This is a genomic window from Rhodospirillales bacterium (genome assembly GCA_023898805.1).
Lineage (GTDB): Bacteria > Pseudomonadota > Alphaproteobacteria > Micavibrionales > UBA1664 > UBA6145.
On the sequence record CP060260.1, the window covers coordinates 116,885 to 141,976 of the forward strand.

Consider the following 25,092-nt stretch of genomic DNA (forward strand, 5'->3'; position numbering starts at 1 on the left):
CTATGCAGGAACCCGCAAAAACACAATGGGGCAAAAGCCGGAATTCCGGCCTTTATACACGGATTTTATGACCTATTTCGCCAGCTGGATCAGGTCGTTGAGATTGGCGAACACCATCAGCGCGATCAGCAGCACGAATCCGAAGCGCAGCGCCGCGTCCTGCATGCGTTCCGGCACCGGACGACCGCTGATGGCCTCGATCGCGTAAAACAGCAAATGTCCGCCGTCCAGCATCGGAATGGGCATCAAATTGATCAACCCAAGGTTGATCGACAAAAGCGCGCCCAGCATCAAAATCGCGATCCAGCCCGCCTGTGCCGCATCGCCCGTCACCGCGCCGATGCGGATAATGCCGCCCAGTTCCTGCGCCGATCGGGTGCCGATTACCATCTGCCACAGCGATTGCAGCGTACCCGTGGTCACGAACCATGTTTCGTTCAACGCTTCCACAGCCGCGCCTGCGATGCCATAAGTCGCGGTTTCGGTTTCCATGCGCGGCGCAAGCTGAATCCCCTGCGCCTCCTTTTTCCCGTCCAGAAAATCCTGATTGATCGCAGGGTCGAGCAACACCCGGATGCTTTGCGGCGGCAAATCGCCCATCGCCGCCATTCGTAGCGTTACGGGCGCGTCGTTCATATGCGCGCGCAAAAGCGCGGCGATATCGCTGCCGTCCTGCCCGTCCACAGCCTCGACGCTGGCGGCATCAATGCCGATGCCCGGCCCGATAATGCCCAGAAGGCCACGCTGATGCAAAAACCCGAACCGGTCGCTGACACTGTCCAGATGCGGAGTGACGTGTTCCAGCGTCATGTCCTTGCCGTCGCGTTCCACCGTGATGTTCAAGGGCGTGTTCAGCGATACCGCGACCTGACGCTGGATATCGGCGAAACGGCGCACCGGTTTGCCGTCGATCGCGACGATCCGGTCATGCGGCTTGAATCCTGCCTCGTCCGCGGCGGACCCGACGATCACCGCCGCCGCGATCGGCGGCGTGACCGGCCGTCCGACGGTCGCGAACACCGCCGCCAGCACCAATATCGCGAACAGATAATTGATCCCCGGCCCCGCGAAAACGATGGCCGCGCGCTTCCACACAGGTTTGGAGAAAAACGCCTGCCCGCGCTCGGCATCCGTCATCGCGCGCATGTGGCCGTCGCCCTCGGTCACGACTTCGGTATGCGTCGATGACGCGGGATCGGTATCCCCGAACATCTTGACGTACCCGCCAAGGGGGATCAGCGAAACCCGCCATTCGCAGCCTGATTTATCGGTGCGCGACCATATTTTTTTACCGAACCCGATGGAAAACGTTTCCACCCGCACCCCGCAAAGCCGCGCGACGATGTAATGCCCCCATTCATGCACGAACACCAGAACCCCGATGACCGCCAGAAACGGCAGCAGATACATGGTGGTGTTGCCTCCCACCCAGTTCATGATGTCGTGAATCGTTTCGAACATGTTTTAAGCGGCTTTCTTCAATGCGTCATGGGTTGCGCGGCGGACATTGTCGTCGTACGCGGCCACATCGTCCAGTGTTTTAATCGCGGGCTTGTCGCACGATTCCAACATCCGCGCGACGCACGACACGATTGCCGGAAACGATATACGCCCGGCCAGAAACGCAGCCACCGCCACCTCGTTGGCCGCGTTGAAGACGATGGAATCGGCGGGCGACCCGGCCAATACCTCGCGCACCAGCCGCATCGCCGGAAATCGCGCCGTATCAACAGCCTCGAATTCCAGCTTCGCAAGCGTGGCCAAATCCATGCGTGCGCCCGCGCTTTCGATCCGTTCAGGCCAGCCAAGGCACACGGCGATCGGTGTGCGCATGTCGGCGGGTCCAAGCTGCGCCAGAAACGACCCGTCCGCGTATTCGACCATGCCATGCACCGTCGATTGCGGATGCAGGACGACATCGATCTGCGCCGATGGCAGCGCGAACAGGTGGTGCGCCTCGATCACCTCCAGCGCCTTGTTCATCAGCGTCGCGGAATCGACAGAAATCTTTTTACCCATCGACCATGTCGGATGGTTGACCGCCTGCGCCGGTGTCGCCGCCGCGATCTGCGCCGCGCCCCACGTTCTAAACGGCCCGCCCGACGCGGTCAGCACGATACGCCGCACGCCCGGCCCTTTTTGCAAAACCTGAAAGATCGCGTTGTGTTCGCTGTCTACTGGCAGAAATCTCGCGCCGTGCCGCGCGACCGCTTCCATCATCAACGGCCCCGCCGCGACAAGGCATTCCTTGCTGGCGAAAGCCACACACCCCCCGCGCTTGATCGCCGCCATGGTCGGCAAAAGCCCTGCCGTACCCACAATCGCACACATGGTGGTATCGGCATCCATCCGCGCGACGTCCATCACCGCCTCGCGCCCGCCCGCGACTTCAATATCCGGCAGGTCCGACAGCGACGCGCGCAGGGCGTCAAGGCGGCTTTCATCGGCGACCGCCACGAAGCGCGGCCTGAAATGGCGCGCCTGCGCGGCCAGCGTATCGACATCCGACCCTGCCGCCAGCGCGGCCACGCGAAACCGCTCCGCGCCATGATGCGCGACGACATCCAGCGTCTGACGACCGACCGAGCCGGTAGAGCCCAGCACGGTGACGGAGCGCGTCATCGCCGCACCAGATAATCGAGATACACGATCACGACCGAATAGATCGGCAACGTCAGCAACAGCGCGTCGATCCGGTCCAGCAAACCGCCATGGCCGGGAATGATCGCGCCCGTATCCTTAAGCCCCGCCCGCCGCTTGAGCACCGAAACCAGAAGATCCCCAAGCTGCCCGGCCACTGCCAGAAACAGGCCCAGCGCGAACTGAAACAGATAGCTGAACCGCTGGATGATGGGTTCGCCCAGCCGCGCACCCAGCCAGTGATGATACAGCATCACCGCGGCCACCGCTGAAATGCACCCACCGATCAAGCCAGCCCATGTTTTGTTCGGGCTGACCTTCGGCGCCATTTTCGGGCCGCCGATCAGCTTGCCGAACGTATAGGCCCCGATATCGCACGCCCATACCGCGAAAAACACATATAGCAGCAGGAAAAAACCCCAATCCTCGAACGTCCGCAGCCAGATGCACGATAAGAACGCGGCCCCGACATAAACGATCCCGGCGCCAAGGATGCCCCAGCGCACCCGTCCCTCGCGGATCGAAAGCCGCGACCATTCCTGCACCGAAATGCCGTACCCGATCGCCATCAGCGTATAAAACGGCCAACCGCCGTACCAGACCGCCCCGATCACCACGGGCGCAAGCACGGCCGCCGACAGGATGCGTTTGACCAGCGACGACATGAATCACACCGTCCGCTTGCGGGATGGATCGTCGGTCTCGACGCCGCCAAAGCGGCGCTGACGCCCGGCATAGGCGGCAACCGCCGCCTCAAGATTTTCTTTGGAAAAATCAGGCCACAATACATCCGTGAAATGGAATTCCGTATAAGCGCACTGCCATAGCAGGAAATTGCTGATCCGCTCTTCGCCGCTGGTACGGATCAAGAGGTCCGGGTCGGGAAGCGCGGCGGTCATCATCTGGCGCGAGAGCGCGTCTTCATCCACCATTTCCGGACCATAGCCAAGGCGCATCAACGCCTGCACCGCCGCCACGATTTCCTGCCGCCCGCCGTAATCCAGCGCGATAGTCAGGTTCAGCCCGGTGTTTTCACGGGTCAGCTCCTCGACCCGCATGATCATTTCCACGATGTCCGCATCCAGCCGATCGCGCCGTCCGATAACGCGCAGCCGCACGCCCGCGCGGTGCAGATCGGCCGCCTCGGCCCGCAGATACAGGCGCAAAAGCCCCATCAAGTCAAAAATCTCGCCCTTCGGACGCGACCAGTTTTCGGTCGAAAACCCGAACAACGTCAGATAACGGATTCCCATTTCCGAAGCCGCGCGCACCGTGCGCCGCGTCGCATCCACGCCCGCCTTGTGCCCCGCCGTGCGCGGCAGTCCGCGCATCCGTGCCCAACGGCCGTTGCCGTCCATGATGACGGCGACATGCGCGGGCAGCGTATCGGGGGATATGGCATTCATGCGGCTTACACCACCATGATGTCTTTTTCTTTTTCCGCCAGAAGCTTGTCGATCTGGCCGATCAGTTCGTCTGTCGCTTTTTGCACAAGGTCGGAATCGCGTTTGGCCTCGTCCTCGGAAATGGCCTTGTCCTTTTCCAACTTCTTGATTTCGTCCATCCCGTCGCGGCGGATGTTGCGCACGGCAACCCGCGCGCCTTCTGCGTATTTACCGGCGACTTTCTGCAATTCCTTGCGCCGCTCCTCGTTCAACTGCGGAATCGGCACCCGCACCAGGCTTCCGTCCGTCTGTGGGTTGAGGCCCAGCCCTGCGTCACGGATTGCCTTTTCGACCGATTTTATCAGCCCGGAATCCCACACCGACACGGTCAAAAGCCGCGGCTCGGGCACCCCGACCGACCCGCATTGCGCCAACGGCATGCGCGACCCGTATGCCTCCACCGTCACTGCGTCCAGCAGGTTCGCGCTGGCCCGCCCCGTACGCAGACCGGCGAATTCTTTTTTCAAAGCGTCGATCGATGTGCCCATGCGGCGCTTGAGGTCGTTGATGTCGAAAGCCATGGATGTCATCTCCTTCTGGATGGTCCGTCTTGGATGGTTTGCTACCGGATTGCGGTTATTGTTTGTCGCCCGATACGATGGTGCACTTGGCCTCGCCTTTCAGGACGCGTGCGAAATTGCCTTCCTCGCGGATATTGAAGATGACGATCGGCACGTCGTTTTCCCGTGCAAGGCTGATCGCCGTCGCGTCCATGACGCGCAAATCTTTGGTCAGCACATCCATGTACGTAATGCGCTCGAACCGCGTGGCAGTTGGGTCCTTGAACGGATCGGCGGTATATACGCCGTCCACCTTGGTGCCCTTGAAGATTGCGTCGCAATCCATTTCCGAAGCGCGCAGCGCGCCCGTGGTATCGGTGGTGAAATACGGGTTGCCGGTGCCTGCGGCAAAAATGACGACCCGCCCTTTTTCCATGTGGCGCATCGCCTTGCGGCGGATATACGGCTCGCAGATCGCGTTCATGTGAATGGCCGATTGCACCCGCGTCGGCACGCCCTGCTGCTCCAGCGCGTTTTGCAGCGCCAGCGCGTTGATGCAGATGCCCAGCATGCCCATGTAATCGGCGGTGGTACGGTCCATACCCTGCGATGCGCCCGACACGCCGCGAAAAATATTACCCGCGCCGACAACGACGCAGACTTCAATGCCTGTATCGATGACTTCCTTGATGTCCCGCGCCACACGCGTAACGACGGCGGGGTCGATACCGAATTCCTTGCCGCCCATCAGCACCTCGCCCGACATTTTCAGAAGCACGCGCTTGTAAGGCAGGGGTTGAGCTTTGGCGGAAGGTGTTTTCATGGCGGCGCTCGCGGTCATAAATTCGGCCTTTGTCTGGTTTGGCAAAGGTTTAGCAGCGCGCGCCGCACGATGCAACACATGCCCGAAGGCTTACGAAGGTTTATAAGCGTTTACGGATGAACGCCGCGCAGATACGCCTCGACCAGTGCGTATTCGGCCTTGATTCCGGCCAGCATCCGGACTTTTTCGTCCGCCCCGGCCTCGCATTTTTCCTGCGCCTCGAAAGCCAGTTCGCCCAACGGCATGGCCCCAAGATTCCGGCTTATCCCCTTAAGCGCATGCGCATGTTTGCGCCAAGTTTGCGCGTCCTCGGGGGCCGTCGCCCCCTCCAGCCCCGCGATGCAGGCTATCGCCCCTTCGTAAAAAGCCTCGAACAGTTCGGTTTCCAATGCTGCATCCGTACCGGTCATTTCCCGTAACGGGGATAGATCGACATGCGGCGCATCGGCGGACACAGCTTTGGACGTGGATTGCGTCATCGCGTGATTTCCTTGTTCTGGGCGCATTTTTCAAGGCATTGCATGATTTTGGCCTTGTTGAAAGGCTTGACGATGAAGCCGTCCACACGGTTGCCCCGCGCCTGCTCCACGTCATCGACCGAATTATTGGCGGTGACCATGGCGACAAAGGTTTCCGGGGCGGCGCGCTTGATGCGTCTGGCCAGATCGTGACCACTGATATCCTGCAGGTCGATGTCCAGCAGCGCGAGATCGGGATAGATTTCGATGAAGGTCTGCCACGCTTCGCGCCCGCTGGCGGCGACATGCACCTCACACAGACCCATCAGCGCGGTGAACAGAAGCTTGCGGGTGAACAACTGGTCCTCGGCCACCAGAACGACCAGACGCTTGCGCGAATGCTTGGTCCGCGCCAGACTTTCAAAAACGAAGGTCTGTTGCGATGTCATTTCTGGAAGCTGCGAGCGCCCTGCCTTTGCCGTGTTGTCAGAACGCATTTCCGTATACATGCCCCTCACGTTGACGGATGAGTTGTAAAAAAATCCCGTTAACAGGTTCTTACATATGACTGCATGATAATTATAAACCGGATATAGATAGAGATGTATATTCTTTCTAATAAAAATTGTATCAAATTTTAGCGGTTTTACCGAATGTTCCCCTTTGATCCCACGATACTGCTTTCAAACGATGCGCCGGCGACGGCCATTTCCAGCCATTACGATGCAACCTTGCTGGCGCTGTCCTATGCCGTGGCTTTCACGGGATCCCTGATCACCCTGCTTTACGCGGAGCGCATCGCGGGGGCACCCGACACCCCATATACCCACCGCATGCACCTGATCGGATCGCTGGTTCTGGGCACCGCAATCTGGAGTATGCACTTTATCGGCATGTTGGCCTTTCAGACCAACATGCGCCTGAGTTACGAGCCGATGACCACCTTTATTTCGATGGTCATCGCGGTTGTCTGCGCCTTCGGCGCGCTGAACGTCGTCAGGCGGGGCACATATTCCACCTATGTACTGATTGAAAGCGCCGTCCTGATCGGCATTGGCATCGCCGCCATGCATTATACGGGCATGGCCGCCATGCAGATGGACGCGGTACTGACCTACGACCAGCCGATATTCCTGCTATCCGTACTGATTGCCATTCTGGCCGCAGGCGCGGCGCTGTGGTTGTTTTTCAACGTCCGCGCATGGTGCGGCCGCTGTCGTCTGATCGCCGGTCGGATTATCGCATCGCTGTTAATGGCTTTTGCTATTTGCGGCATGCACTACACGGGTATGAAAGCCGCGATCATTCATCCCTATGCCAATTGCGCGCTGGCTTCACACCAGAGCTTTCTTGGCCTGACATTATGGATCGTGGGCGCCACCGTAACGGTGTTCGGCTCAGGCATTTTCCTTCTCCTGCCCGGCCATGCCGAACAAAGGGAAACCCGAATCCAGCGCCTGTTTCAGGTCTATTTCCCCCCCGCCCTTTCGATCATCCTGGGCGGGTGCCTTGCGATTTATACGGCTTCCTCCCTCGAACACCGGCACCGCCAGAACCTGGAAAGCGAAACGACTCTGCTTTCGCGCGATTTTCAACATTACATCCAGCAAGGCCAGCGCAACGCTTTGGCCATCGACGCTTTCTTTGAATCCTCGAACAGCGTGGAACCAAAGGAATTCGAAACTTTTACCGCCGCCTATCTCGACCGCTCACCCTATCAGGATGGCGCCTATTTCATCCCCGACGACGAAGACTGGGCAATCGGAATCATGGCCTACGCCAAACCAGGCGTCCGGATGCTGGACACAGATGCGCTGGCCCGCTTGGTCGAAACGCTCAGGACCGGGGCGCAAACCCGCAATCTGCGCATCGCCCGCGTACCCGACACCGATTACGTTATTTTCGATTATCCCACCCAATCGCATGGCAGCGCGGACGAACCGCGACAACACGGACATATCATCGGACTTTATAATCTTGGCCGCCTGAAAAAGCATTTTTACGATCTCGCCCTGCCGCACCGCCTGACACCGGAAATCAAGGCTGAACTCAGTCCCGACCACATGCCGGAAATGGACACGGCGGATGATGACATCCATGTCTCTGCAAGGATGGGTTTAAACCGCAACTACACCATTGCCACCGATTTCGTTGCCGGCGGAACACCGTGGACGATCGCTTACAAACAAAACGCGATGTTGTATTTCGGCGACGCGATCGAAATCGTCATCCCGCTGGGTATCATGCTTATCGCGCTTGTGGTTGCGCTTTATACATTCCGCTTGCTGCGCGAACAGGAGCGCGAGGCCGAACAATCGCAAGCGCTCATACAGGCCAAATCCATTGCCGAGGCTGCCAACGCCGCAAAAAGCGACTTTCTGGCGAATATGAGCCACGAGATCCGCTCGCCCATGAACGCGATCATGGGCATGTCGGAACTGATGCTGAAAACCAAGTTGACGGGGGAACAGCGCATCTGGGCCAACATTGTCTACAAATCCGGCGAAAACCTGCTTGGCATCATCAACGACGTACTCGATTTCTCGAAGATCGAGGCGGGCAAGCTTGAAATCGAGCGCGTCACCTTCGACATCTTCCGCATGTTGGGTGACGTCACCGATCTGTTCGCCCTGCGCTGCGCCGAAAAACAGGTATCAGTGCTGATTTCTGCCGAGCCGAATTTCCCAAAATCCATATGCGGCGACCCTGTGCGCATCAGGCAGATCCTCACAAACTTCCTAAGCAACGCGATCAAATTCACCGAAAGCGGACACGTCCACATCCATCTTGGCGCGGAGCCAGGACAGGAACCGGATTCAGTCACGCTCAAAATCGCGATTGAGGACACCGGGCTTGGCATCCCGCCTGAAAAAATTGAATACATTTTTGAACAATTCTCGCAAGTCGAGGAATCGACGACCCGCCGCTTTGGCGGCACGGGCCTTGGCCTTGCCATCTGCCGTCGCCTGGCCGAACTGATGGGCGGACACATCGATGTAATCAGCGAGGTGGGCAAGGGCTCGACCTTTAGCCTTGTCATCCCAGCCGGCCTGCGCGGCCCCATGGCGCATACAGGCACGTACCGGCCCGACATCCGGCTTCAGGGACATAACGCGCTGGTGATCAAGGCTTATAAACCCGCGCGCGAAAACATGACCCAGACGCTGTCCAACCTTGGCATTGCCTGCGATGGCGTCGCGACCGCGGAAGTCGAGGATTTCACCCCATACGACTTCATCTTCCTTGACGGCAATGCAAGCAACGCCGCTGCCATCGACCGCCTGACCCAGTATTCACAGGCGGGCGGACGCCTTGGTCATGTCATTGTCGTTGCCAATATCGGCGCGATCACATCGGTGATCGGACCGTATACGACCGGCGCCTCGGGCTACCTGACGCGTCCCTACACGCCCGAACAGGTGGAGGTAATGCTCAAACTCCTGCTTGACGATAGCGCACCTGCGGGCATGGAGACCTTCATCACCCGCAACATCGTCAATCGCGTGCTGTACGGTGACAGGCAGGACGACGAAAACGCCGCCGACAAACGCTATGCCGACCGCCGCATCCTTGTTGTCGATGACATGAAGGTGAACCAGCTGATTTTGGCCAAGGTGCTGGAGCCGTTCGGCTGCGCCGTTGATTTCGCCCCCAACGGGCTGGAGGCGCTCAACGCCGTGCGCGCGAACACCTACGACCTGATTTTCATGGACTGCCAGATGCCCGAAATGGACGGGTTTCAGGCCACCCGCACCATCCGCGCCGAAAATCCGAACCGCGCGCTCAAACCCGTGATCGTGGCCATCACCGCCGACGCGATGAGCGGCGACCGAGAAAAATGCCTGACGGCCGGCATGAACGACTATCTGAACAAGCCGTTCACCGCCGAACAAATCGCGCTGATCCTGAAAAAGTGGCTGGGTACGGCCTGACCCTTAAAGTGTCCGGTAAATCTCGACGCCCACGCCTGCCGCATCGGGCAGCGCGGCCGTTTTCTCCACCCGCACATGCACACCGATGACGCCCGTGGTCGCCAGCGCGATGCGCGCGATCCCTTCCGCCAGATCCTCGACCAGATTGATATGCCCGGCCCCGGCCAACGCCTGCACATTTTTCGCAAGCGTATGATAACATACGTAAAAATCCACAGGCGCGTCCTGTGGCGCGGCGATATCCGCGACCACGTTCACCACCACCGGCTGCTTCACCCCGCGCTCGGCCGGATAGACGCCGATCTCCGCCATCATCCGCAAATCGCGAATGACGATACGGGTGGTTTCGCGCCCTTTCGATTTGCTCAATAACGCCTCTTTCATCGTGACGCAGATGTATCAGCCCGCGCACACTTGGGCAAATTCATCTTTCCCCGGACCGAAACACTCACAAAAAAGGGCGGATACACCATCCGCCCTTTGTCATTTTACTGTGATCCTAAAATATATTGGCCCTGCCCTTTATGCCGTCATCACCCGGCCTATCCGGGTGATCCATCACGCCAAATAGCGGATATTCAGCATTCCTTGCCATGGATTGCCCGCATCCGCGGGCAATGACGGATCATCAAGGATGGTTTAAAAACTTTACCCGTTAACGGCGCGAGCCACTTCGGCGGCAAAGTCGGTTTCTTCCTTCTGGATGCCCTCGCCCAGCGCCATGCGCGCGAATCCAGCCACCTTGATCGGCGCGCTGGCCTCTTTCGCGGCGGCCTCGACCACCTTGGCGATCTTGTTTTCGCCGTCCATGATGAAGACCTGCTCCATCAGCACCACTTCCTCGTAATATTTGCGGATGCGGCCATCGACCATCTTGGCGATGACCTCCTCCGGCTTGCCGGAGGCGCGGGCCTGTTCGCTCAGCACGCTGCGCTCGCGCTCCAGCGCGGCGGGGTCGACCGCGGAAACCTCAAGGAATTCCGGGTTGGCGGCGGCGACATGCATCGCCAGTTTTTTGCCAAGCTCATGCAGCTTTTCGGCAGGCGCGGCGGATTCCAGCGCAACCAGAACGCCGATCTTGCCCAGACCCGGCAACACCGCGTTGTGGACATAGCTGGCGACCACGCCTTGCCCGACTTCCAGCGATGCCATACGACGCACCGCCATGTTTTCGCCGATCGTGGCGATCAGCTCGGTCAGCGCCTCGGAAACCGGCTTGCCCGAAAGCGGCGCGGCCAGAAGGCTTTCAAGATCGTGCTTTTCGCGCGCGGCCAGTTGCGCGATGTCGCGCACGAAAGCCTGGAATTGTTCGTTACGGCCGACGAAATCGGTTTCGGAGTTGACCTCGACCACCACTGCGCGTTTTTCGTCCGCGCTGGTCGCGACCACGACCAAACCTTCCGATGTCGTGCGGCCCGATTTCTTCGCCGCCTTGGACAACCCCTTCGTGCGCAGCCAGTCGATTGCGGCTTCAAGGTTTCCGGCGTTTTCTTCAAGCGCCTTTTTGCAGTCCAGCATCCCCGCGCCGGTGCTTTCGCGCAGGTCTTTAATCATCGATGCAGTGATTTGGGTCATTTTGATTTCCTTGTTGGGTGAAAACGCCCGTTGCCGCGACGCGGCAAAGCCGCAGGCCGTCAGGCAACGGGCAAAACAAACAAATTACGCGCTCGCCGCTTTCTTGGCGGGCTTGGCTTCTTCCGCTTCGGCCTCGACCTTGGCGGTCGGCTTGGGCAGGTCGACCTTCACGTCGACGGCGGCACCCAGATCCGTGCCCGATTTGGCAAGGTCCGCGGCAATGCCGTCCAGCACGGAATCGCACACCAGATCGCAATACAGCTCGATCGCGCGCAGCGCGTCGTCATTGCCCGGCACCGGATAGGTGATGCCGTCGGGGCTGGAATTGGAATCGACGATCGCGACGACCGGAATGCCCAGCACGTTGGCTTCCTTGATCGCGATGTCTTCCTTGATCGTATCGACCACGAAGATGATGTCCGGCTGGCCGCCCATGTCCTTGATGCCGCCGATGACCAGTTCAAGGCGCAGCTTTTCGCGGCTGCGGTCCAGCAATTCTTTTTTGGTGAAGCCGGCGGAATCGGAATTCTCAAGCTCGCGCAGACGCGCGATGGATTGCGAAATCGTTTTCCAGTTGGTCAGCATGCCGCCCAGCCAGCGGTGGTTGACGTAGTACTGGCCGCACTTCTTGGCGGATTCGGCGACTTTCGCCTGCGCCTGACGCTTGGTGCCGACGAACAGGACGCGGCCACCGCGTGCCGCCGTGTCGCGGATCGCCTTCAGCGCGGCGTCCAGCATCGGCACGGTTTGTTGCAGGTCGATGATATGGATGTTGTTGCGCACGCCGAAGATGAAAGGCTTCATCTTGGGGTTCCAGCGGCGGGTGTTGTGTCCAAAGTGAACGCCCGCTTCAAGCAGCTGGCGCATGGAATAGGTCGGCATTGCCATTTGGTATGGTCCTTTTGTTAAACAGTTGTTTCCGCTGCGGGCCTTGGGGCAACAAGCCCACTGTTTAAGGAATCCCGCATGTGTGATGGCGCGGTTATGACGTTTTACCGCGCCGAAAGCAAGGAAAATCGTCACAAAAAAGGTGACATAACCGCACCCGACATGCTGAAATCGCCCCGATGCAAAACACGCTGATCCTGCTTTCCCCTTTCGCCACCCCCCTTCTGATGCCCGAAGCGGGCGCGAAAATAGCCATGGACCTGCATGCACGCGGCGTGAAACGGGCCGATCTGGCCACTCTGCCGCAATACGGCTATGGCGCGCACACACGCCCGCACAAAGGGTACGCCGCGCCGGATTTCACGGCTATTGCCGAGAATATGGCTAAAACCGTGATCCGTCCGGTGATCGGGCATTCTGACGTCTGCGACCTTTCGCATCTGCCCCGTGTCAAAACCCCGCCTGATCTTCAAAGCCTCGCCCGGGTCGGCGCCCTGTTCGCCCGCGCCGCCGACATCCCCGGCTCGCCGGACATGGACCGCAGCGACGGCCGCGCATTGGGGCTGATCTTCCATCTCGCGCTTTACGCCCGCGCAGCCGACGGCGAAATGTACGACGCGCTGTTGTTCCCGACGCTCAGCGCCCGCGCACGGCAAGGCCTGCACAGCCGGATTTATCTGCGCTCTCCCGGGGATTGTGACCTCTATGGCCGTGCCGTCGCGCTTGATACCTTGCGCGAAGCCGCGCGCGGGCTGGTCAGCACGCAAAGGACATTCAACGACGCGCCGCCGCCCCCTGCCTATCCATCGGTCATGTTTTGCTGAAAGCGCAAACCTGGGCGGAGATTTCCCGATGCGGGCGAAAACATCCCGCCGCCCGGTCGTAACCCCATTCGGCCATCCCGTTCGCCCCTGAAACCCGCAACAATTCGCCACGCCGCAAATCATGGGTCATGCGGTAATACAGCCGCGCAACAGCCTCGGCCGCATCCTTTCCGGCAAAATTCAGCGGATATTGGAATTGCGGGGACCACACCATTACAGCTTCCAGCGCCGCCACCATCTTGCCCGGCTCGACCTCGGTTATACCGACCTCCACGCCGAACGCCGCGCGGATTTCCGCGCGCAGGGCGTCTGGCCTTACGGAAAGGCGCCCGATGATTGCCTCTTTCATGCTAAACTTAGCCGCCGCAGGCCGGTTTGCACCCGCGCGAGTGAATACGATGATGTTACTCATTTCCAAAACTTAACAAACTTATCTAGTTTCCACAACAAGATATTTACCATAATTTAAAAAACTGCCGTTACCATGTCGTGATGACAGAATCGCGCAGTGGCGCCCCGCATGCGGACGTCATTGAAATTCATTCTGATACGGTTTTTACACATGGCGCCGATCTCGGACGCATGATCGATATCATTGTCAGCGGGATGCTTTTATCCAACAACGAACTGCAGCGGTTAAATTATGCCGATGCACGCACATTCAATTTTCCCGGCGACGTAACGCATGGAAACGATGCCACAGCCAACAGCCGAACAGAAGCCCATAACGTATGTGTCGCCAAGGACACATTTTACGGCATCTCCAGCATAACGCAGTGCCCTGCCTATCTGGTTTTGCCTGCCAGACAGCTTGCACAAGCCGGATACAGGGTTATGGATCAGGATGGTCTGCATATCCTGCCGCCCGACTATCAAGGTCCGGCTGATGAACGTGGCTGTCGCATATCACTGACCGAAACGCCATTTAAAATTGTCACGGACGAACCGTCTGCGAAAATCCTGACAAAGGCTATGAAAGAAAGCGGCCTTTATCGGGACGAGCAGATCGAAAACGCTTTTTTGATTGCCGACGATGTAAAGCGGGCGGTCAATCAACAATGCGAAAAGACCATCGCGCACAGCAAGCGCGCGCTCGGACTAGAGAAGCAACCACAGGAAACAATCACATTGTTTCGAGACGATGCTGCGCCGAAAATCTTAACCCGCGCCTTCCCGGACGGAGACAGATCGTCTCAATATTACAATCCCACACCTGAAATACCGTACGCGCCAAGAGAACCGAACGCGTCAGCAAGTCTGAATACAAAACCAGTCCTGACCAATCTGCTGAACATGCATAATTTGGGCAAAGGCCTGTATGTATCCACTGAAGCCCGGAAAGGCGTCCGGAGCTATCTGTGCAAACTGGATGAAACCCTCAACCCATTTTCATACGCTGGGGGAAGCGCGCATGATGTATTCATCGTTGGTGAAACCGGGCATATCCACGGTGCGGAATACAGCCCGCAAACGGGTCGTCTGATACTGGATTCCTTTGCACCAAAACATGATCGCGCCTTCGCCGCAATCTGTTCGGCAATGAATTCACGCCACATTCGCGCCAGCCTCCGCGAAAATTTACGTACACCGGTACATGCGGCGGTTAATCCGGATGCACCGGATTCAATTGACTGCATGATTTACGCCTGCCCGTCACCGCCACCGCCGCCTGGATCAACACCGGCACCGACAGGACAAACCGGAATACCCGACAACGTCCGGAAAAATTATTTTCATGATATTTTTCAAAAGGCCGATGATGTTCTCGCTCGACGCAACGGCACAGCGCCAAGCGCGGGACACGGCGCTCCACAGGCTTTCACTCCGTCTACCCCTCGCTCAGATCGCTGACTCCCGCGACGCGGCGGATGGCGGCCATCGCGCCCTGCGAAAGCTTCCACCGCCCCGGCAGCACCATTTCCGCGCGCCGCCCGTCATTCGCGGGAACATTCAGCATCAGCGACGACACGCCGTTCCCGTCCCCCGTCAGAATGGATTTAAGCTGCTCCAGCCCCGCCGTGTCGGTCATGGTTGCCATGCATTTGCGCGGCATCCCGGCCAGCGCGTCGGCCAGCGGTCGCACCCCCGTCACGGTGATGCGCATCCTATCCTCGCGCATTTCCGCATCCACCTGCAACAGCAGGCTTTCCCCGGCATTCAGCAAGGAACGCGTGCGCGCCAGCTCCTCGGAAAACATCATGCCCTCGAACACCCCGCCCGAATCCGACATCTGCAAAAACGCGTATTTATTGCCGGTCTTGGCCGATACTTTCTCGTTTTTCTTGAGCAGCACGCCCGCCATCGTTCCCTTGATATGCGGCACGGATTGCAGCCGCGCGGGCAGATTGCTCGACAACACCACACCCATGCGCGCCAGCAAGGCGCGCTGCGCGTCCAGCGGGTGGGCGGACAGATAAAACCCCACCGCCTCGAATTCATGACGCAGCTTTTCCAGATGATCCCATTCTCCGCGATCGGGCAAAGGGGGCCGGTTGGCCGACACCCCGCCAGCCCCCGCGCCGAACAGGCCGATCTGCCCCGCATCGCGGTCCGCGTGCATGTTCTGGCAGTAACGCAAGACGACCTCCGCCGCCTCGAACGCCGCCGCGCGGCTTAACCCGAACCCGTCGAACGCGCCCGCAACGGCCAGCGCCTCCATGGTCTTTTTGTTCAGGATTTTGGGGTCGCAGCGTTCCGCGAAATCGAAAATATCCTTGTAAACCCCGTTCTGCGCGCGCTCGGCGGTCATATCCATCATCGCCTGCATCCCCACGCCCTTGAGCGCGGCCAGCGAATAGCGGATGGACCGCCCCTCCACCGAAAATTCATAGGACGACGCGTTGACGTCAGGCGGCAGGACCGGGATGCCCATGCGCGCGCATTCCTGCCGAAAAACGCTTAGCTTGTCGGTATTGCCCTGATCCAGCGTCATCGACGCCGCCATGAATTCCAGCGGATGATTGGCCTTGAGCCAAGCCGTCCAGTACGAGATCAGCGCATACCCTGCCGAGTGCGCCTTGTTGAACCCGTACCCCGCGAATTTGTCGATCCGATCGAAAATCGCATTGGCCTGAATGGGGCCCACGTCGCTGTGCGCCGCCGCGCCCTTGACGAATTGTTCACGCTGGGCGTCCATTTCGGACTGGATTTTTTTGCCCATCGCGCGGCGCAACAGGTCGGCGCCGCCCAGACTGTACCCGGCCAGCACCTGCGCCGCCTGCATCACCTGCTCTTGATAGATCATCACCCCGTAAGTGTCCTTGAGCACCGGCTCAAGCTTGGGATGCATGTAATCCTTTTCCTCCTGCCCGTGCAGGCAGGCCAGGTATTTGGGGATATTCTCCATCGGTCCAGGCCGGAACAGCGCGACAAGCGCGATGATCTGCTCGAAATTGGACACCTTCATCTTGATGCCCAGATCGCGCATCCCCGCGCTTTCAAGCTGGAACACGCCCACCGTTTCCCCGCGTGCGATCAAAGACAGGGTCTTTTCGTCGTCCAGCGGAATGGACAGGATGTCCAAAGGCGTGCCGCGCCGCGCCCCGATCAGTTCCGCCGCCTTCTGGATGACCGTCATGGTCTTGAGGCCGAGGAAGTCGAACTTCACCAACCCCGCGCTTTCGACGAATTTCATGTTGAACTGCGTCGCCGGCATGGTGCCGCCGGGGTCGCGGTACAGCGGCACCAGCTCCTCCAGCGCCCGGTCGCCGATCACCACGCCCGCCGCGTGGGTCGAGGCGTGACGGTACAACCCCTCCAGCTTCAGCGCGATGTCGATCAGCTTCGCCGTCGTTTCCTCGCGCCGCAACTCGACCCGCAAATCGGCATCGGCCTCCAGCGCCTCCTCAAGCGAGATCGGATTGGCCGGATTTTGCGGGATCATCTTGGCCAGCCGGTCCACCTGCCCGTAAGGCATCTGCAGCACCCGGCCCACGTCGCGCACCACCGCGCGCGCCTGCAATTTACCAAAGGTGATGATCTGCGCCACCCGGTCATGGCCATATCGGTCTTGCACGTAACGGATGACCTCGTCCCGCCGGTCCTGACAGAAATCGACGTCGAAATCGGGCATCGACACGCGTTCCGGGTTCAAAAACCGCTCGAACAGCAAGTTGAACACAAGCGGGTCAAGGTCGGTGATGCGCAGCGCCCATGCCACGACCGACCCCGCGCCAGACCCCCGCCCCGGCCCCACCGGGATGCCGTGCGCCTTGGCCCAACGGATGAAATCGGAAACGATCAGGAAATAGCCTGCAAACCCCATGGGTTTGATCGTATCGATTTCAAATTGCAATCTTTCTTTGTACTTACTGATAGTTAGGCTACGTTCTTCATCCGACATATCAGGTTTTAGAACATAATTTTCCAGCCGCCAGTCCAGCCCCGTCCGCGCCTCGTCCTCAAGAATTTCGATTTCGCTGCGCCCATCCCCAAGGCTGAAGGGCGGCAAAATCGGGTCGATAGGTTTAAGCAAGTGCGAACACCGCCGCGCGATGACCAGCGTATTGTCCACCGCTTCGGGTAAATCGGCGAACAATGCGCGCATTTCCGCCGCCGATTTGAAATAACATTCGGGCGAAACCCTGCGCCGGTCTTCCTCGGTCACATAGCGCCCCCCGGCGATGCACAGCAGGGCGTCGTGCGCCTCATGCATGTCGGAATCGGCGAAATACACGTCGTTGGTCGCCACCAGCGGGATGTCGTGCTTGTACGCAAGATCAACCAGCCCGGCCTCGCACGCCTGCTCCTCGCGTACGCCGTGGCGCTGGATTTCGATGTAAAACCGCCCGTCGAACAACCCGGCCAGTTTTTTGACCATGCGCTCGGCGTCCCGGGGCTGGTTGTGCAGCAGATACTGCGCCACCGGCCCACGCACCCCGCCGCTCAGGCAGATCACCCCCCCGGCGCAGGCCGCAAGCTCGTCCCAGCTTGCGTTCACGCCGTGCGTGGCCTCGCTTTCAAGATAGGCGCGCGACACCAGACGGCAGAGGTTTTTGTACCCTTCCGGCGTCTGCGCCAGCAGCGTCAGCTCATGCCGCTCGAACCCGATCGCCATCTGCACGCCGATGATCGGCTGCACCCCGGCGCCCGCGGCCTCCTTGGCGAATTCCAGCGCGCCGAACAGGTTGTTGGTATCCGCGATCGCGACTGCGGGCATGTCCGCGCCCGCGCACATTTTAACCAGCGATTTGACCGGAATCGCTCCCTCCGCCAGCGAATAGGCGGTATGGACATGCAAATGAACGAAACCGGGGGCCATGCCCCCGACTTTACGCAATCCGCACCTGCGGTTTCAAAGCATTATTGCGCACTGTCCCCAGTGGCAGCGCAACGCTCTCACGGTTTGGGCAGCTTGACGCCCCGGCTGGCCCGATACACCGCGCAATCGACGAAGACGCTCCTCATTTCATTCTGCTTTCAGCACACGATGCGGCCATATTCGCCCGACAGCTTGCACGTCCATTGCCATCCACATTCTGGATTTATAACAATATGTCAAATTTATAAAATGACACCCTTATCTAGGCGCAGCACACGATCCATGCGCGCGGCAAGATCGGGATTGTGGGTTGCCATCAACATGGCGACGCCGGTCTTGCGGACAAGGGTTTCCAGCATTTTAAACACGGATTCCGCGGTATCGGGGTCCAGATTGCCCGTGGGCTCGTCGGCCAAAAGCAGCTTGGGGCGGTTGGCCAGCGCGCGGGCGATGGCCACGCGCTGCTGTTCCCCGCCCGACAGGCGCGCGGGGCGATGGTCGGCCCGCGCCGCAAGCCCCAGCGCGTCGAGCATCTTGGCGGCCCGCGCACGCGCATCGCCCTTTGTCTGGCCCGCGATCATCATCGGCAGCATGATGTTTTCCAGCGCGCTGAATTCCGGCAACAGATGATGCGCCTGATACACGAACCCGATGGTTTCGCGCCTGAGCGCCGTGCGCGCGCCCTCGTTCAGCTTTTCCGCCGCGCGCCCGGCAATGGCGACAGAGCCCGCGCTTGGCGTGTCCAGCAGACCCGCACATTGCAGCAGGGTCGATTTGCCCGACCCGGACTGGCCCATCAGGGCCACCATTTCCCCAGCGCCGACGGCGAATGAAACCCCGTTCAAAACATGCAGATCCGAATCCGCCTGACGATAGGTCCGGCGCAGATTCTCGATTTTAAGGACCGGCTCACTCATACCGCAGCGCCTCCACGGGATCGAGGCGCGCGGCCCGCCACGCGGGATAAAGCGTGGCCAGAAACGACAGGCCGAACGCCATCGCCAGCACCGCGCCGACCTCCGACCAGTCCAGCTTGGCCGGCAGTTTGGACAGGAAATATACCTCCGGCGAAAATAGTTGCGTGCCGGTCAGGCCTTGCAGGAATTCGCGTATCGACTCGATGTTCAGGGCAAAGGCGATCCCCACCCCCGCGCCCGCCAGCGTGCCGACCACGCCGATGGTCGCGCCTGTCAGAATGAAGATTTTTAGCATCGACCCCCGCGTTGCGCCCATCGTGCGCAAGATCGCGATGTCGCGCCCCTTGTCCTTGACCAGCATGATCATCGACGAAATGATGTTGAACGCCGCGACCAGGATGATCAGCGTCAAAATCAGGAACATGACGTTGCGTTCGACCTGCAACGCGCCGAAAAAGCTTTTATTGCTGTCCTTCCAGTCGATGACCTCCATGTCCGGCGGTATCTGTTCTGCCAGCTTGCGGGCCACCGCGTCGCTGCGCGCCGGATCGGTGGTAAAGATTTCCAGCGCGTCCACCCCGTCCCCGGTACCGAAGAAGGATTGCGCCGCCGCCAGCGGTATGAACACGAAATTGGCGTTGTATTCGTACATCTCGACATCGAAGATCACGCTGATGGTAAATGTGCGCGAGCGCGGCATGGTGCCAAAGGGCGTGGCCTTGCCCTGCGGGCTGATCAGCAAAATCGAATCCCCGATCTTCAAGCCCAGCTTTCTGGCCATTTCGACGCCGATCGCGGCCCCGTCCTCGCCAAATTCGGCCAACGACCCTTCACGGATGCCGTCGGCCAACACCGGCTTTTTGGCAAAACTTTCCGCCGAAAGGCCCCGCACCATCACCCCGCTCGACCGGCCGCCGGAGGTCAACAGCGCCTGCCGCTCGATCATCGGAAATACGCCCGTGACCCCCGGCACCTGCCCCAGCCGCGCCGCCAGCGCGTCGTAATCCACCACCTCGGCCTTGGGCGCGACCACGTTCAAATGGCCGTTCAGGCCCAAAAGCCGGCCCATCAGCTCGGCGCGAAAGCCGTTCATCACCGACATCACGATGATCAGCGTCGCCACCCCCAGCAAAATGCCCATGAAGGAAAAACCGGCAATGACCGAAACAAACCCCTCGGCCTTGCGCGCGCGCAGGTATCGCCACGCCATCATGCGTTCAAACACGGAAAACATGCGCCAGACCATGAAGAAATAATTTGACGGATTCAATCGGGATTTACTATTTACGTAACAAAAGGAGTTTTGGATGGCATTCGATCTTAAGGGCAAACCGCTATACACAGGCTTTAAAATAGAACCGGACGGAAAAGGCAATCTGACCATCCTGTTCGCACTGGCAACCCCCGTTCAACGCGCGGATGGCACGGGCAAGCGTGTCCGCGTCACGCATGACGACTATACCGAACGCGCGTTACTGCACGAAATTGGGCGAGCACGTATCGAAGGGCTCGACACGCGATTGCTCGACAGCGGATTAAAGGCGTTGCACGCTCGCAAGCAAGGCGCCCCCGCCAAAAGCAGCATCCGCTAAACGTCAGGCAATGCGGAATGGCGCGTTCTGGCGGTGCGGCGTCCCGCGCTTCCACATATACCCTTCCATGTAATAATGCAGAAAACTGAACATGGTCGCGAACGCGGCCAGCGCCGTGCTGCCGCCGTCGCGGTTGGAAAACAGCCACGCGATCCCGATCCCCAGCGGCACGCATAACAGGGCGGGCGGCACACGCGTCCACGCCAGCGCACGATAGATGCGGTTGTGCCTGACCTCCAGATTCCGGTTATGGTCGTGCACGGCATAGACGGTGAACGCGGTGACGTCGTGCACGAAACGCGGGATCAGGAACAGGAAGAACACATACCCCGCCTGATAGAACGCCGCCGACAGCGCGGTCATGCAGAACGTTCCGGCGTAATACGCCTTTGAATACAGGCTTGGCGCGGGATCGCGCACCACGCGCGCCAGCGACCACAGCCCGAAGGGCAGCGATGCCGCGATCAGCGCGATGCCGGATGTGTCCAGCGCGATCCCCCAGTCGTCGTGCAGCGCGTAATCAAGCGGCGGATAATACACCTTCAGGTAAATCATCCCCGCCCCGGCGATGGACAGCCAGCGCCAAACCTGAAACACCCGGTCCGGCCCGCGTCGCACCAGCATCAGGGAAATGCCGTATTGCTGCATCAACACATGATACATGGTGTAAAACGCGACACTGACGAACAGCCACGCCTGCCCCAGCACGAACGGCACGCCCAGCGTCAACGCCGCCGCGATCAACACCCCGCGCGTCAGCGGGCGGCGATAGGCGCCCAGATATTCGGGTTCGGCATAGGTGACCAGACTGGCCATGATATGCGGCAGGTTGAATACGATGGTCCACCAGACATAGATTTCCGGACGCATCGGCAGCACGGCGCGGAGGCGCCCGCCAAGAAAATAATGATCCGCCAGCGCCACGGCAACCAGCACGGGCATGATGCCGTAATAGGACAGCAACACCCGCGTATCGATCGAAAGCCTGCGCTTCGCCCAATCCATACCTGAAAGTCTACCCCGCGCTCAGGCGATGTGAAAGGGCGTGTTTCGGCGGTGCGGGCTGCCCCGCTTCCACATCACCCCCTCCAGCCCGTAATGCATCAGCATCAACACCACCAGCGCGTACATCACCGTCATCGATTGGTCCTGATACGCGGTCAAACCCCACGCCAGTGCAACCCCCAAAGGCAGACACAAGATGGCCGGCGAAACGCCCAAAGGCGCAAGAACCCGGTAAAGCCAATTATGCCGCGCAGCCAGATTCCGGTTGTGGTCGTGCACGGCGTAAACCGCAAAAGCAGTCGCGTCGTGCACGAAGCGCGGAATCAACACCAGCATGAACGGATACCCCCAGAAACTGTCGAAACATGAAACAGGAACGATCGCGACACTGGCCAGATAATAGGCCTGCGACCATACGCTGATCGCACCCGCCCGCCGTGCCATCACATAAAATCCAAGGCCGAACGGCAAAGCCAGCAGCGTCAGAATCCCGCCCAGAACCTGAGGCGTGACATGGGTATAGGCCTGAAAGGCATACGGGCGATAGACATCAAGATACAGCATCCCCGCCGCCAGAATCGAAACCCAGCGCCAGATCCGAAAAAGCAGATCGGGCCGCCGCCCCATCAGCATCAGCGACACGCCGTATTGCTGCATCAACACGTGGTAGACCGTGTAAAAAGCGATAAAGATAAAAAAGGCGTTGATGCCGATCACAGCCGCCATCAGCGCGGGCGCAAACACGGCGACCAGCCCCGCGCGCAAAAGCGGCCAGCGATAGGCGCGCAGATATTCGCGATCGGCATAAGTGACCAGACTGGCCATGATATGCGGCAGGTTGAACAGGAAGATATACCAAAGATACGATTCCGGCTGTGCGGGCAGCATCGCGCGCACGCGCCCGCCCAGCATGAAATGGTCGGCAAGCTGCAACAGCAGCGTCAACGGTATGATCGCATACAGCCCGAGAAGGAAACGGGAATCGACATTCAGAACCCGCGTGCGCCAGCCCATCCTTTAATGGTACCTGCGCCGTACCCGGCACCGCAATGCCATAGGGTCAGATTAAGTCACGATAAAATCGTCAGTCATTACCCGCGCATGCGGTAAATCCACGGCAAAGAATGAGGTATATCCGCCATTACACACGATGGATGCCCCGGGCAAGCCGGATCATGACGAGCGAAAATTCGCATCAATCCAAAGCCCTAATACGCCCGGCCCACGATCACCTTGGCGCCCTTGTCGGCAAAAGGCAGGCAACGCGCGGTCACCGCGAAATCCTTTTTGATCGCGTCGAATTCCGGGTTGTCCTTGGTCAACGCGGTGTCGATACGCACGAACCCACCCTTGCTTTCATCCGCGAAATGCGCGCGCATCTCGGCCAGCGAGGACACCTCGACCAGATTGGATTCAAGGAACTTGCGCGCCCGCGCCAGCATGTCGTCGTGCATCGCCTGAACCAGACCCGGCAGGTTCTTGACGAAATCCGCCGCCGCCTCGGTCTTCTTGCTTTCGCGGCCAAGGTCGCGCCGCACATGCGTAAGCTTGCCTTCCGCGATCTCGCGCGCGCCCATCTCGACCCGAATGGGCACGCCTTTCTTGATCGAGTCCCACATTTTGTCCGGCGTGCGCATATCGCGCGCATCGACATGGATGCGGTACCCCGCCGCTTTGACCTGCGCCGCCAGATCGTCGCACGCGGCCAAAACCGCCGCGTCCCCTTCGCCCTTCAGCACGGGTATGACCACCACCTGCTGCGGCGCGATATGCGGCGGCGTGATCATGCCGTCGTCGTCGCCGTGAATCATCAGCATCGCTCCGATCATGCGCGAGGTAAACGCCCACGACGTCGTATGCGCGAACGCCTCCTTGCCGTCCTTGTCCTGATACTTGATGTTGCAGCTTTTCGCGAAATTCTGGCCCAGATCGTGCGACGTCGCCGCCTGCAACGCCTTGCCGTCCTGCATCAGCGTTTCGATCGTATAGGTTTCGTTCGCGCCGGGAAAACGCTCCTCCGGCGTCTTGACGCCCTTGATGCCCGGAATGGCCAGATATTCAAGAAAGAATTTTTCGTACATGCCCTGAATGGTCAGGCAATCTTTTTCCGCCCCTTCGTGGTCGGCAAACGCGCAATGCCCTTCGTGCCAGAAAAATTCCGACGTGCGCAGGAACATCCGCGTGCGCATCTCCCAGCGCATGACGCTGCACCACTGGTTCAACTTCAACGGCAGGTCGCGATACGACTGCACCCAGCGCGACATCGAATCCCCGATGATCGTCTCCGATGTCGGACGCACGACATACGGCTCCTCCAGCTCCGCGCTCGGCGCGGGGCGCAGGCCCTTGCCCGACGGATCGGCCTCAAGCCTGTGATGGGTCACCACCGCGCATTCCTTGGCGAAACCTTCGACATGCTCGGCTTCCTTGGCCAGAAACGACACAGGAATCAAAAGCGGAAACGCGCAGTTCTGAATCCCGTAATCCTTCAGCCAGCCATCGAAAATCCGCACCATGTTTTCCCACAGCGCATAGCCATAGGGCTTGATGGTCATGCACCCGCGCACGGGCGAGTTTTCGGCCAGATCCGCGGCCTTGATGACGGCCTGATACCAACCGGGAAAATCCTCGGCCCGGGTCGGCGTAATCGCGGTTTGCGGTTTCTTGCCCTGCGGCTGGGGTTGCTGCTTTGCGGCGCTCTGGCTCATTTTTGCTCTGCCTTTTTAGGGTCGTAATGCGCCGCGCAATAGGATTGCAGCGACGCGGTTGTATCTTGCCCGTTGAATGTGACCTGTCCGCCCTTGCTGATCGACACGGTTCCAACATTGGTCCCAAGATCCGGCGTCGGCGCGTTGATGATCCCCACCTTTTTCAAAAGGTCGATGTTCAGCGGAATGTCGATCCGATCGGGCAGGTCGAACACAGGCTGCGCGATGCCTTCCGCCGGAACCACCGGACGGCCATAGGCATCGACGCCCGGCTGGTAATCCGGCCCGGCCGCGCCCGCCTTGCCGCCGCCGTCCTGCGCACTCATCATCTGCACGGTCTGGCATAACATCAGCGCCTCGTCCTCCGGCGATGCCGCCATGTCAACCTGTCGCGCCGGCGATGTTTCGCTATGCTGCCCTTGCCCTGGCGACGGCAGCGCCTCGCGCTCCACCTTGTCCATCGCGCACACGACCCCGGAAGACAGCAACACGACCAAAAACAGCAAACGACCCATGACCAATCCT

The 25,092-nt window shown here is 59.7% G+C and carries 23 protein-coding genes; 4 read left to right on the forward strand and 19 right to left on the reverse strand.

The window, feature by feature from the left end:
* Positions 1–72 precede the first annotated feature (72 nt).
* The 8 genes from H6866_00630 to H6866_00665 form a co-directional block, all read right to left on the reverse strand.
* On the reverse strand, positions 73–1,461 hold the full coding sequence (locus tag H6866_00630; protein USO07774.1) for a site-2 protease family protein: 1,389 nt from the start codon (positions 1,459–1,461) through the stop codon (positions 73–75).
* A gap of 3 nt (positions 1,462–1,464) precedes the next feature.
* Positions 1,465–2,622, reverse strand: coding sequence for a 1-deoxy-D-xylulose-5-phosphate reductoisomerase (locus tag H6866_00635; GenBank protein ID USO07775.1), 1,158 nt, complete (start codon positions 2,620–2,622; stop codon positions 1,465–1,467).
* Entirely contained in the window at positions 2,619–3,305 is a 687-nt protein-coding gene (locus H6866_00640; GenBank protein ID USO07776.1) for a CDP-archaeol synthase, read from the reverse strand. Before H6866_00640 ends, H6866_00635 begins: the two co-directional genes overlap by 4 nt.
* Before the next feature lie 3 nt (positions 3,306–3,308).
* Positions 3,309–4,046 (reverse strand): isoprenyl transferase, encoded by a 738-nt coding sequence (locus H6866_00645; GenBank protein USO07777.1) that lies wholly within the window; start codon positions 4,044–4,046, stop codon positions 3,309–3,311.
* A 5-nt stretch (positions 4,047–4,051) separates the two neighbouring features.
* Entirely contained in the window at positions 4,052–4,606 is a 555-nt protein-coding gene (gene frr / locus H6866_00650) for a ribosome recycling factor (GenBank protein USO07778.1), read from the reverse strand.
* 55 nt (positions 4,607–4,661) lie between these two features.
* Complete coding sequence (locus H6866_00655; GenBank protein USO08534.1) at positions 4,662–5,408, reverse strand: UMP kinase; 747 nt, start codon at positions 5,406–5,408, stop codon at positions 4,662–4,664.
* 110 nt (positions 5,409–5,518) lie between these two features.
* On the reverse strand, positions 5,519–5,887 hold the full coding sequence (locus tag H6866_00660) for an Hpt domain-containing protein (protein ID USO07779.1): 369 nt from the start codon (positions 5,885–5,887) through the stop codon (positions 5,519–5,521).
* A complete protein-coding gene (locus tag H6866_00665) occupies positions 5,884–6,363 on the reverse strand; it encodes a response regulator (protein ID USO07780.1) in 480 nt (159 codons plus the stop codon). The genes H6866_00660 and H6866_00665 overlap by 4 nt, the downstream gene beginning before the upstream one ends.
* Positions 6,364–6,519: 156 nt before the next feature.
* Here H6866_00665 and H6866_00670 point away from each other — a divergent pair, with 156 nt between their 5' ends.
* Positions 6,520–9,798 carry a response regulator gene (locus H6866_00670; GenBank protein USO07781.1) on the forward strand — a complete coding sequence of 1,093 codons (3,279 nt, stop codon included), beginning with the start codon at positions 6,520–6,522 and terminating at the stop codon, positions 9,796–9,798.
* A gap of 3 nt (positions 9,799–9,801) precedes the next feature.
* Here H6866_00670 and H6866_00675 read toward each other — a convergent pair whose 3' ends face one another.
* The 3 genes from H6866_00675 to rpsB all read right to left on the reverse strand — a co-directional run bounded on the left by H6866_00675 (position 9,802) and on the right by rpsB (position 12,261).
* Positions 9,802–10,167: a dihydroneopterin aldolase gene (locus tag H6866_00675; protein USO07782.1), complete on the reverse strand. Its 366-nt coding sequence runs from the start codon at positions 10,165–10,167 to the stop codon at positions 9,802–9,804.
* 279 nt (positions 10,168–10,446) lie between these two features.
* Positions 10,447–11,373 (reverse strand): elongation factor Ts, encoded by a 927-nt coding sequence (locus tag H6866_00680; protein ID USO07783.1) that lies wholly within the window; start codon positions 11,371–11,373, stop codon positions 10,447–10,449.
* An 84-nt stretch (positions 11,374–11,457) separates the two neighbouring features.
* On the reverse strand, positions 11,458–12,261 hold the full coding sequence (gene rpsB / locus H6866_00685; GenBank protein ID USO07784.1) for a 30S ribosomal protein S2: 804 nt from the start codon (positions 12,259–12,261) through the stop codon (positions 11,458–11,460).
* A gap of 179 nt (positions 12,262–12,440) precedes the next feature.
* On the opposite strand from rpsB, the gene H6866_00690 reads away from it, so the two are divergent.
* The gene (locus tag H6866_00690; GenBank protein USO07785.1) at positions 12,441–13,085 is read left to right on the forward strand and encodes a hypothetical protein; all 645 of its coding nucleotides are present in this window, start codon (positions 12,441–12,443) and stop codon (positions 13,083–13,085) included.
* Here the strand turns inward: H6866_00690 and H6866_00695 are convergent.
* Complete coding sequence (locus H6866_00695; protein ID USO07786.1) at positions 13,072–13,434, reverse strand: hypothetical protein; 363 nt, start codon at positions 13,432–13,434, stop codon at positions 13,072–13,074. The genes H6866_00690 and H6866_00695 overlap by 14 nt on opposite strands.
* A gap of 143 nt (positions 13,435–13,577) precedes the next feature.
* On the opposite strand from H6866_00695, the gene H6866_00700 reads away from it, so the two are divergent.
* Positions 13,578–14,936: a hypothetical protein gene (locus H6866_00700; protein USO07787.1), complete on the forward strand. Its 1,359-nt coding sequence runs from the start codon at positions 13,578–13,580 to the stop codon at positions 14,934–14,936.
* On the opposite strand, the gene dnaE is transcribed toward H6866_00700, so the two are convergent.
* From dnaE to H6866_00715, 3 genes are all read right to left on the reverse strand, one after another.
* Positions 14,914–18,345: a DNA polymerase III subunit alpha gene (gene dnaE / locus H6866_00705; GenBank protein USO07788.1), complete on the reverse strand. Its 3,432-nt coding sequence runs from the start codon at positions 18,343–18,345 to the stop codon at positions 14,914–14,916. The two genes, H6866_00700 and dnaE, sit on opposite strands and share 23 nt — an antisense overlap.
* Positions 18,346–18,587: 242 nt before the next feature.
* Positions 18,588–19,262 (reverse strand): ABC transporter ATP-binding protein, encoded by a 675-nt coding sequence (locus H6866_00710; protein ID USO07789.1) that lies wholly within the window; start codon positions 19,260–19,262, stop codon positions 18,588–18,590.
* The gene (locus H6866_00715; GenBank protein USO08535.1) at positions 19,255–20,496 is read right to left on the reverse strand and encodes a lipoprotein-releasing ABC transporter permease subunit; all 1,242 of its coding nucleotides are present in this window, start codon (positions 20,494–20,496) and stop codon (positions 19,255–19,257) included. The genes H6866_00710 and H6866_00715 overlap by 8 nt, the downstream gene beginning before the upstream one ends.
* 73 nt (positions 20,497–20,569) lie before the next feature.
* Here H6866_00715 and H6866_00720 point away from each other — a divergent pair, with 73 nt between their 5' ends.
* Positions 20,570–20,854 (forward strand): hypothetical protein, encoded by a 285-nt coding sequence (locus tag H6866_00720; protein USO07790.1) that lies wholly within the window; start codon positions 20,570–20,572, stop codon positions 20,852–20,854.
* A gap of 3 nt (positions 20,855–20,857) precedes the next feature.
* Here the strand turns inward: H6866_00720 and H6866_00725 are convergent, their stop codons facing one another.
* From H6866_00725 to H6866_00740, 4 genes are all read right to left on the reverse strand, one after another.
* Positions 20,858–21,859, reverse strand: coding sequence for a hypothetical protein (locus tag H6866_00725; GenBank protein USO07791.1), 1,002 nt, complete (start codon positions 21,857–21,859; stop codon positions 20,858–20,860).
* Positions 21,860–21,880: 21 nt separating this feature from the next.
* On the reverse strand, positions 21,881–22,873 hold the full coding sequence (locus H6866_00730; GenBank protein USO07792.1) for a hypothetical protein: 993 nt from the start codon (positions 22,871–22,873) through the stop codon (positions 21,881–21,883).
* A 194-nt stretch (positions 22,874–23,067) separates the two neighbouring features.
* Positions 23,068–24,567 (reverse strand): proline--tRNA ligase, encoded by a 1,500-nt coding sequence (locus tag H6866_00735; protein USO07793.1) that lies wholly within the window; start codon positions 24,565–24,567, stop codon positions 23,068–23,070.
* A complete protein-coding gene (locus H6866_00740; GenBank protein ID USO07794.1) occupies positions 24,564–25,082 on the reverse strand; it encodes a hypothetical protein in 519 nt (172 codons plus the stop codon). Before H6866_00740 ends, H6866_00735 begins: the two co-directional genes overlap by 4 nt.
* Between the last annotated feature and the right edge of the window lie 10 nt (positions 25,083–25,092).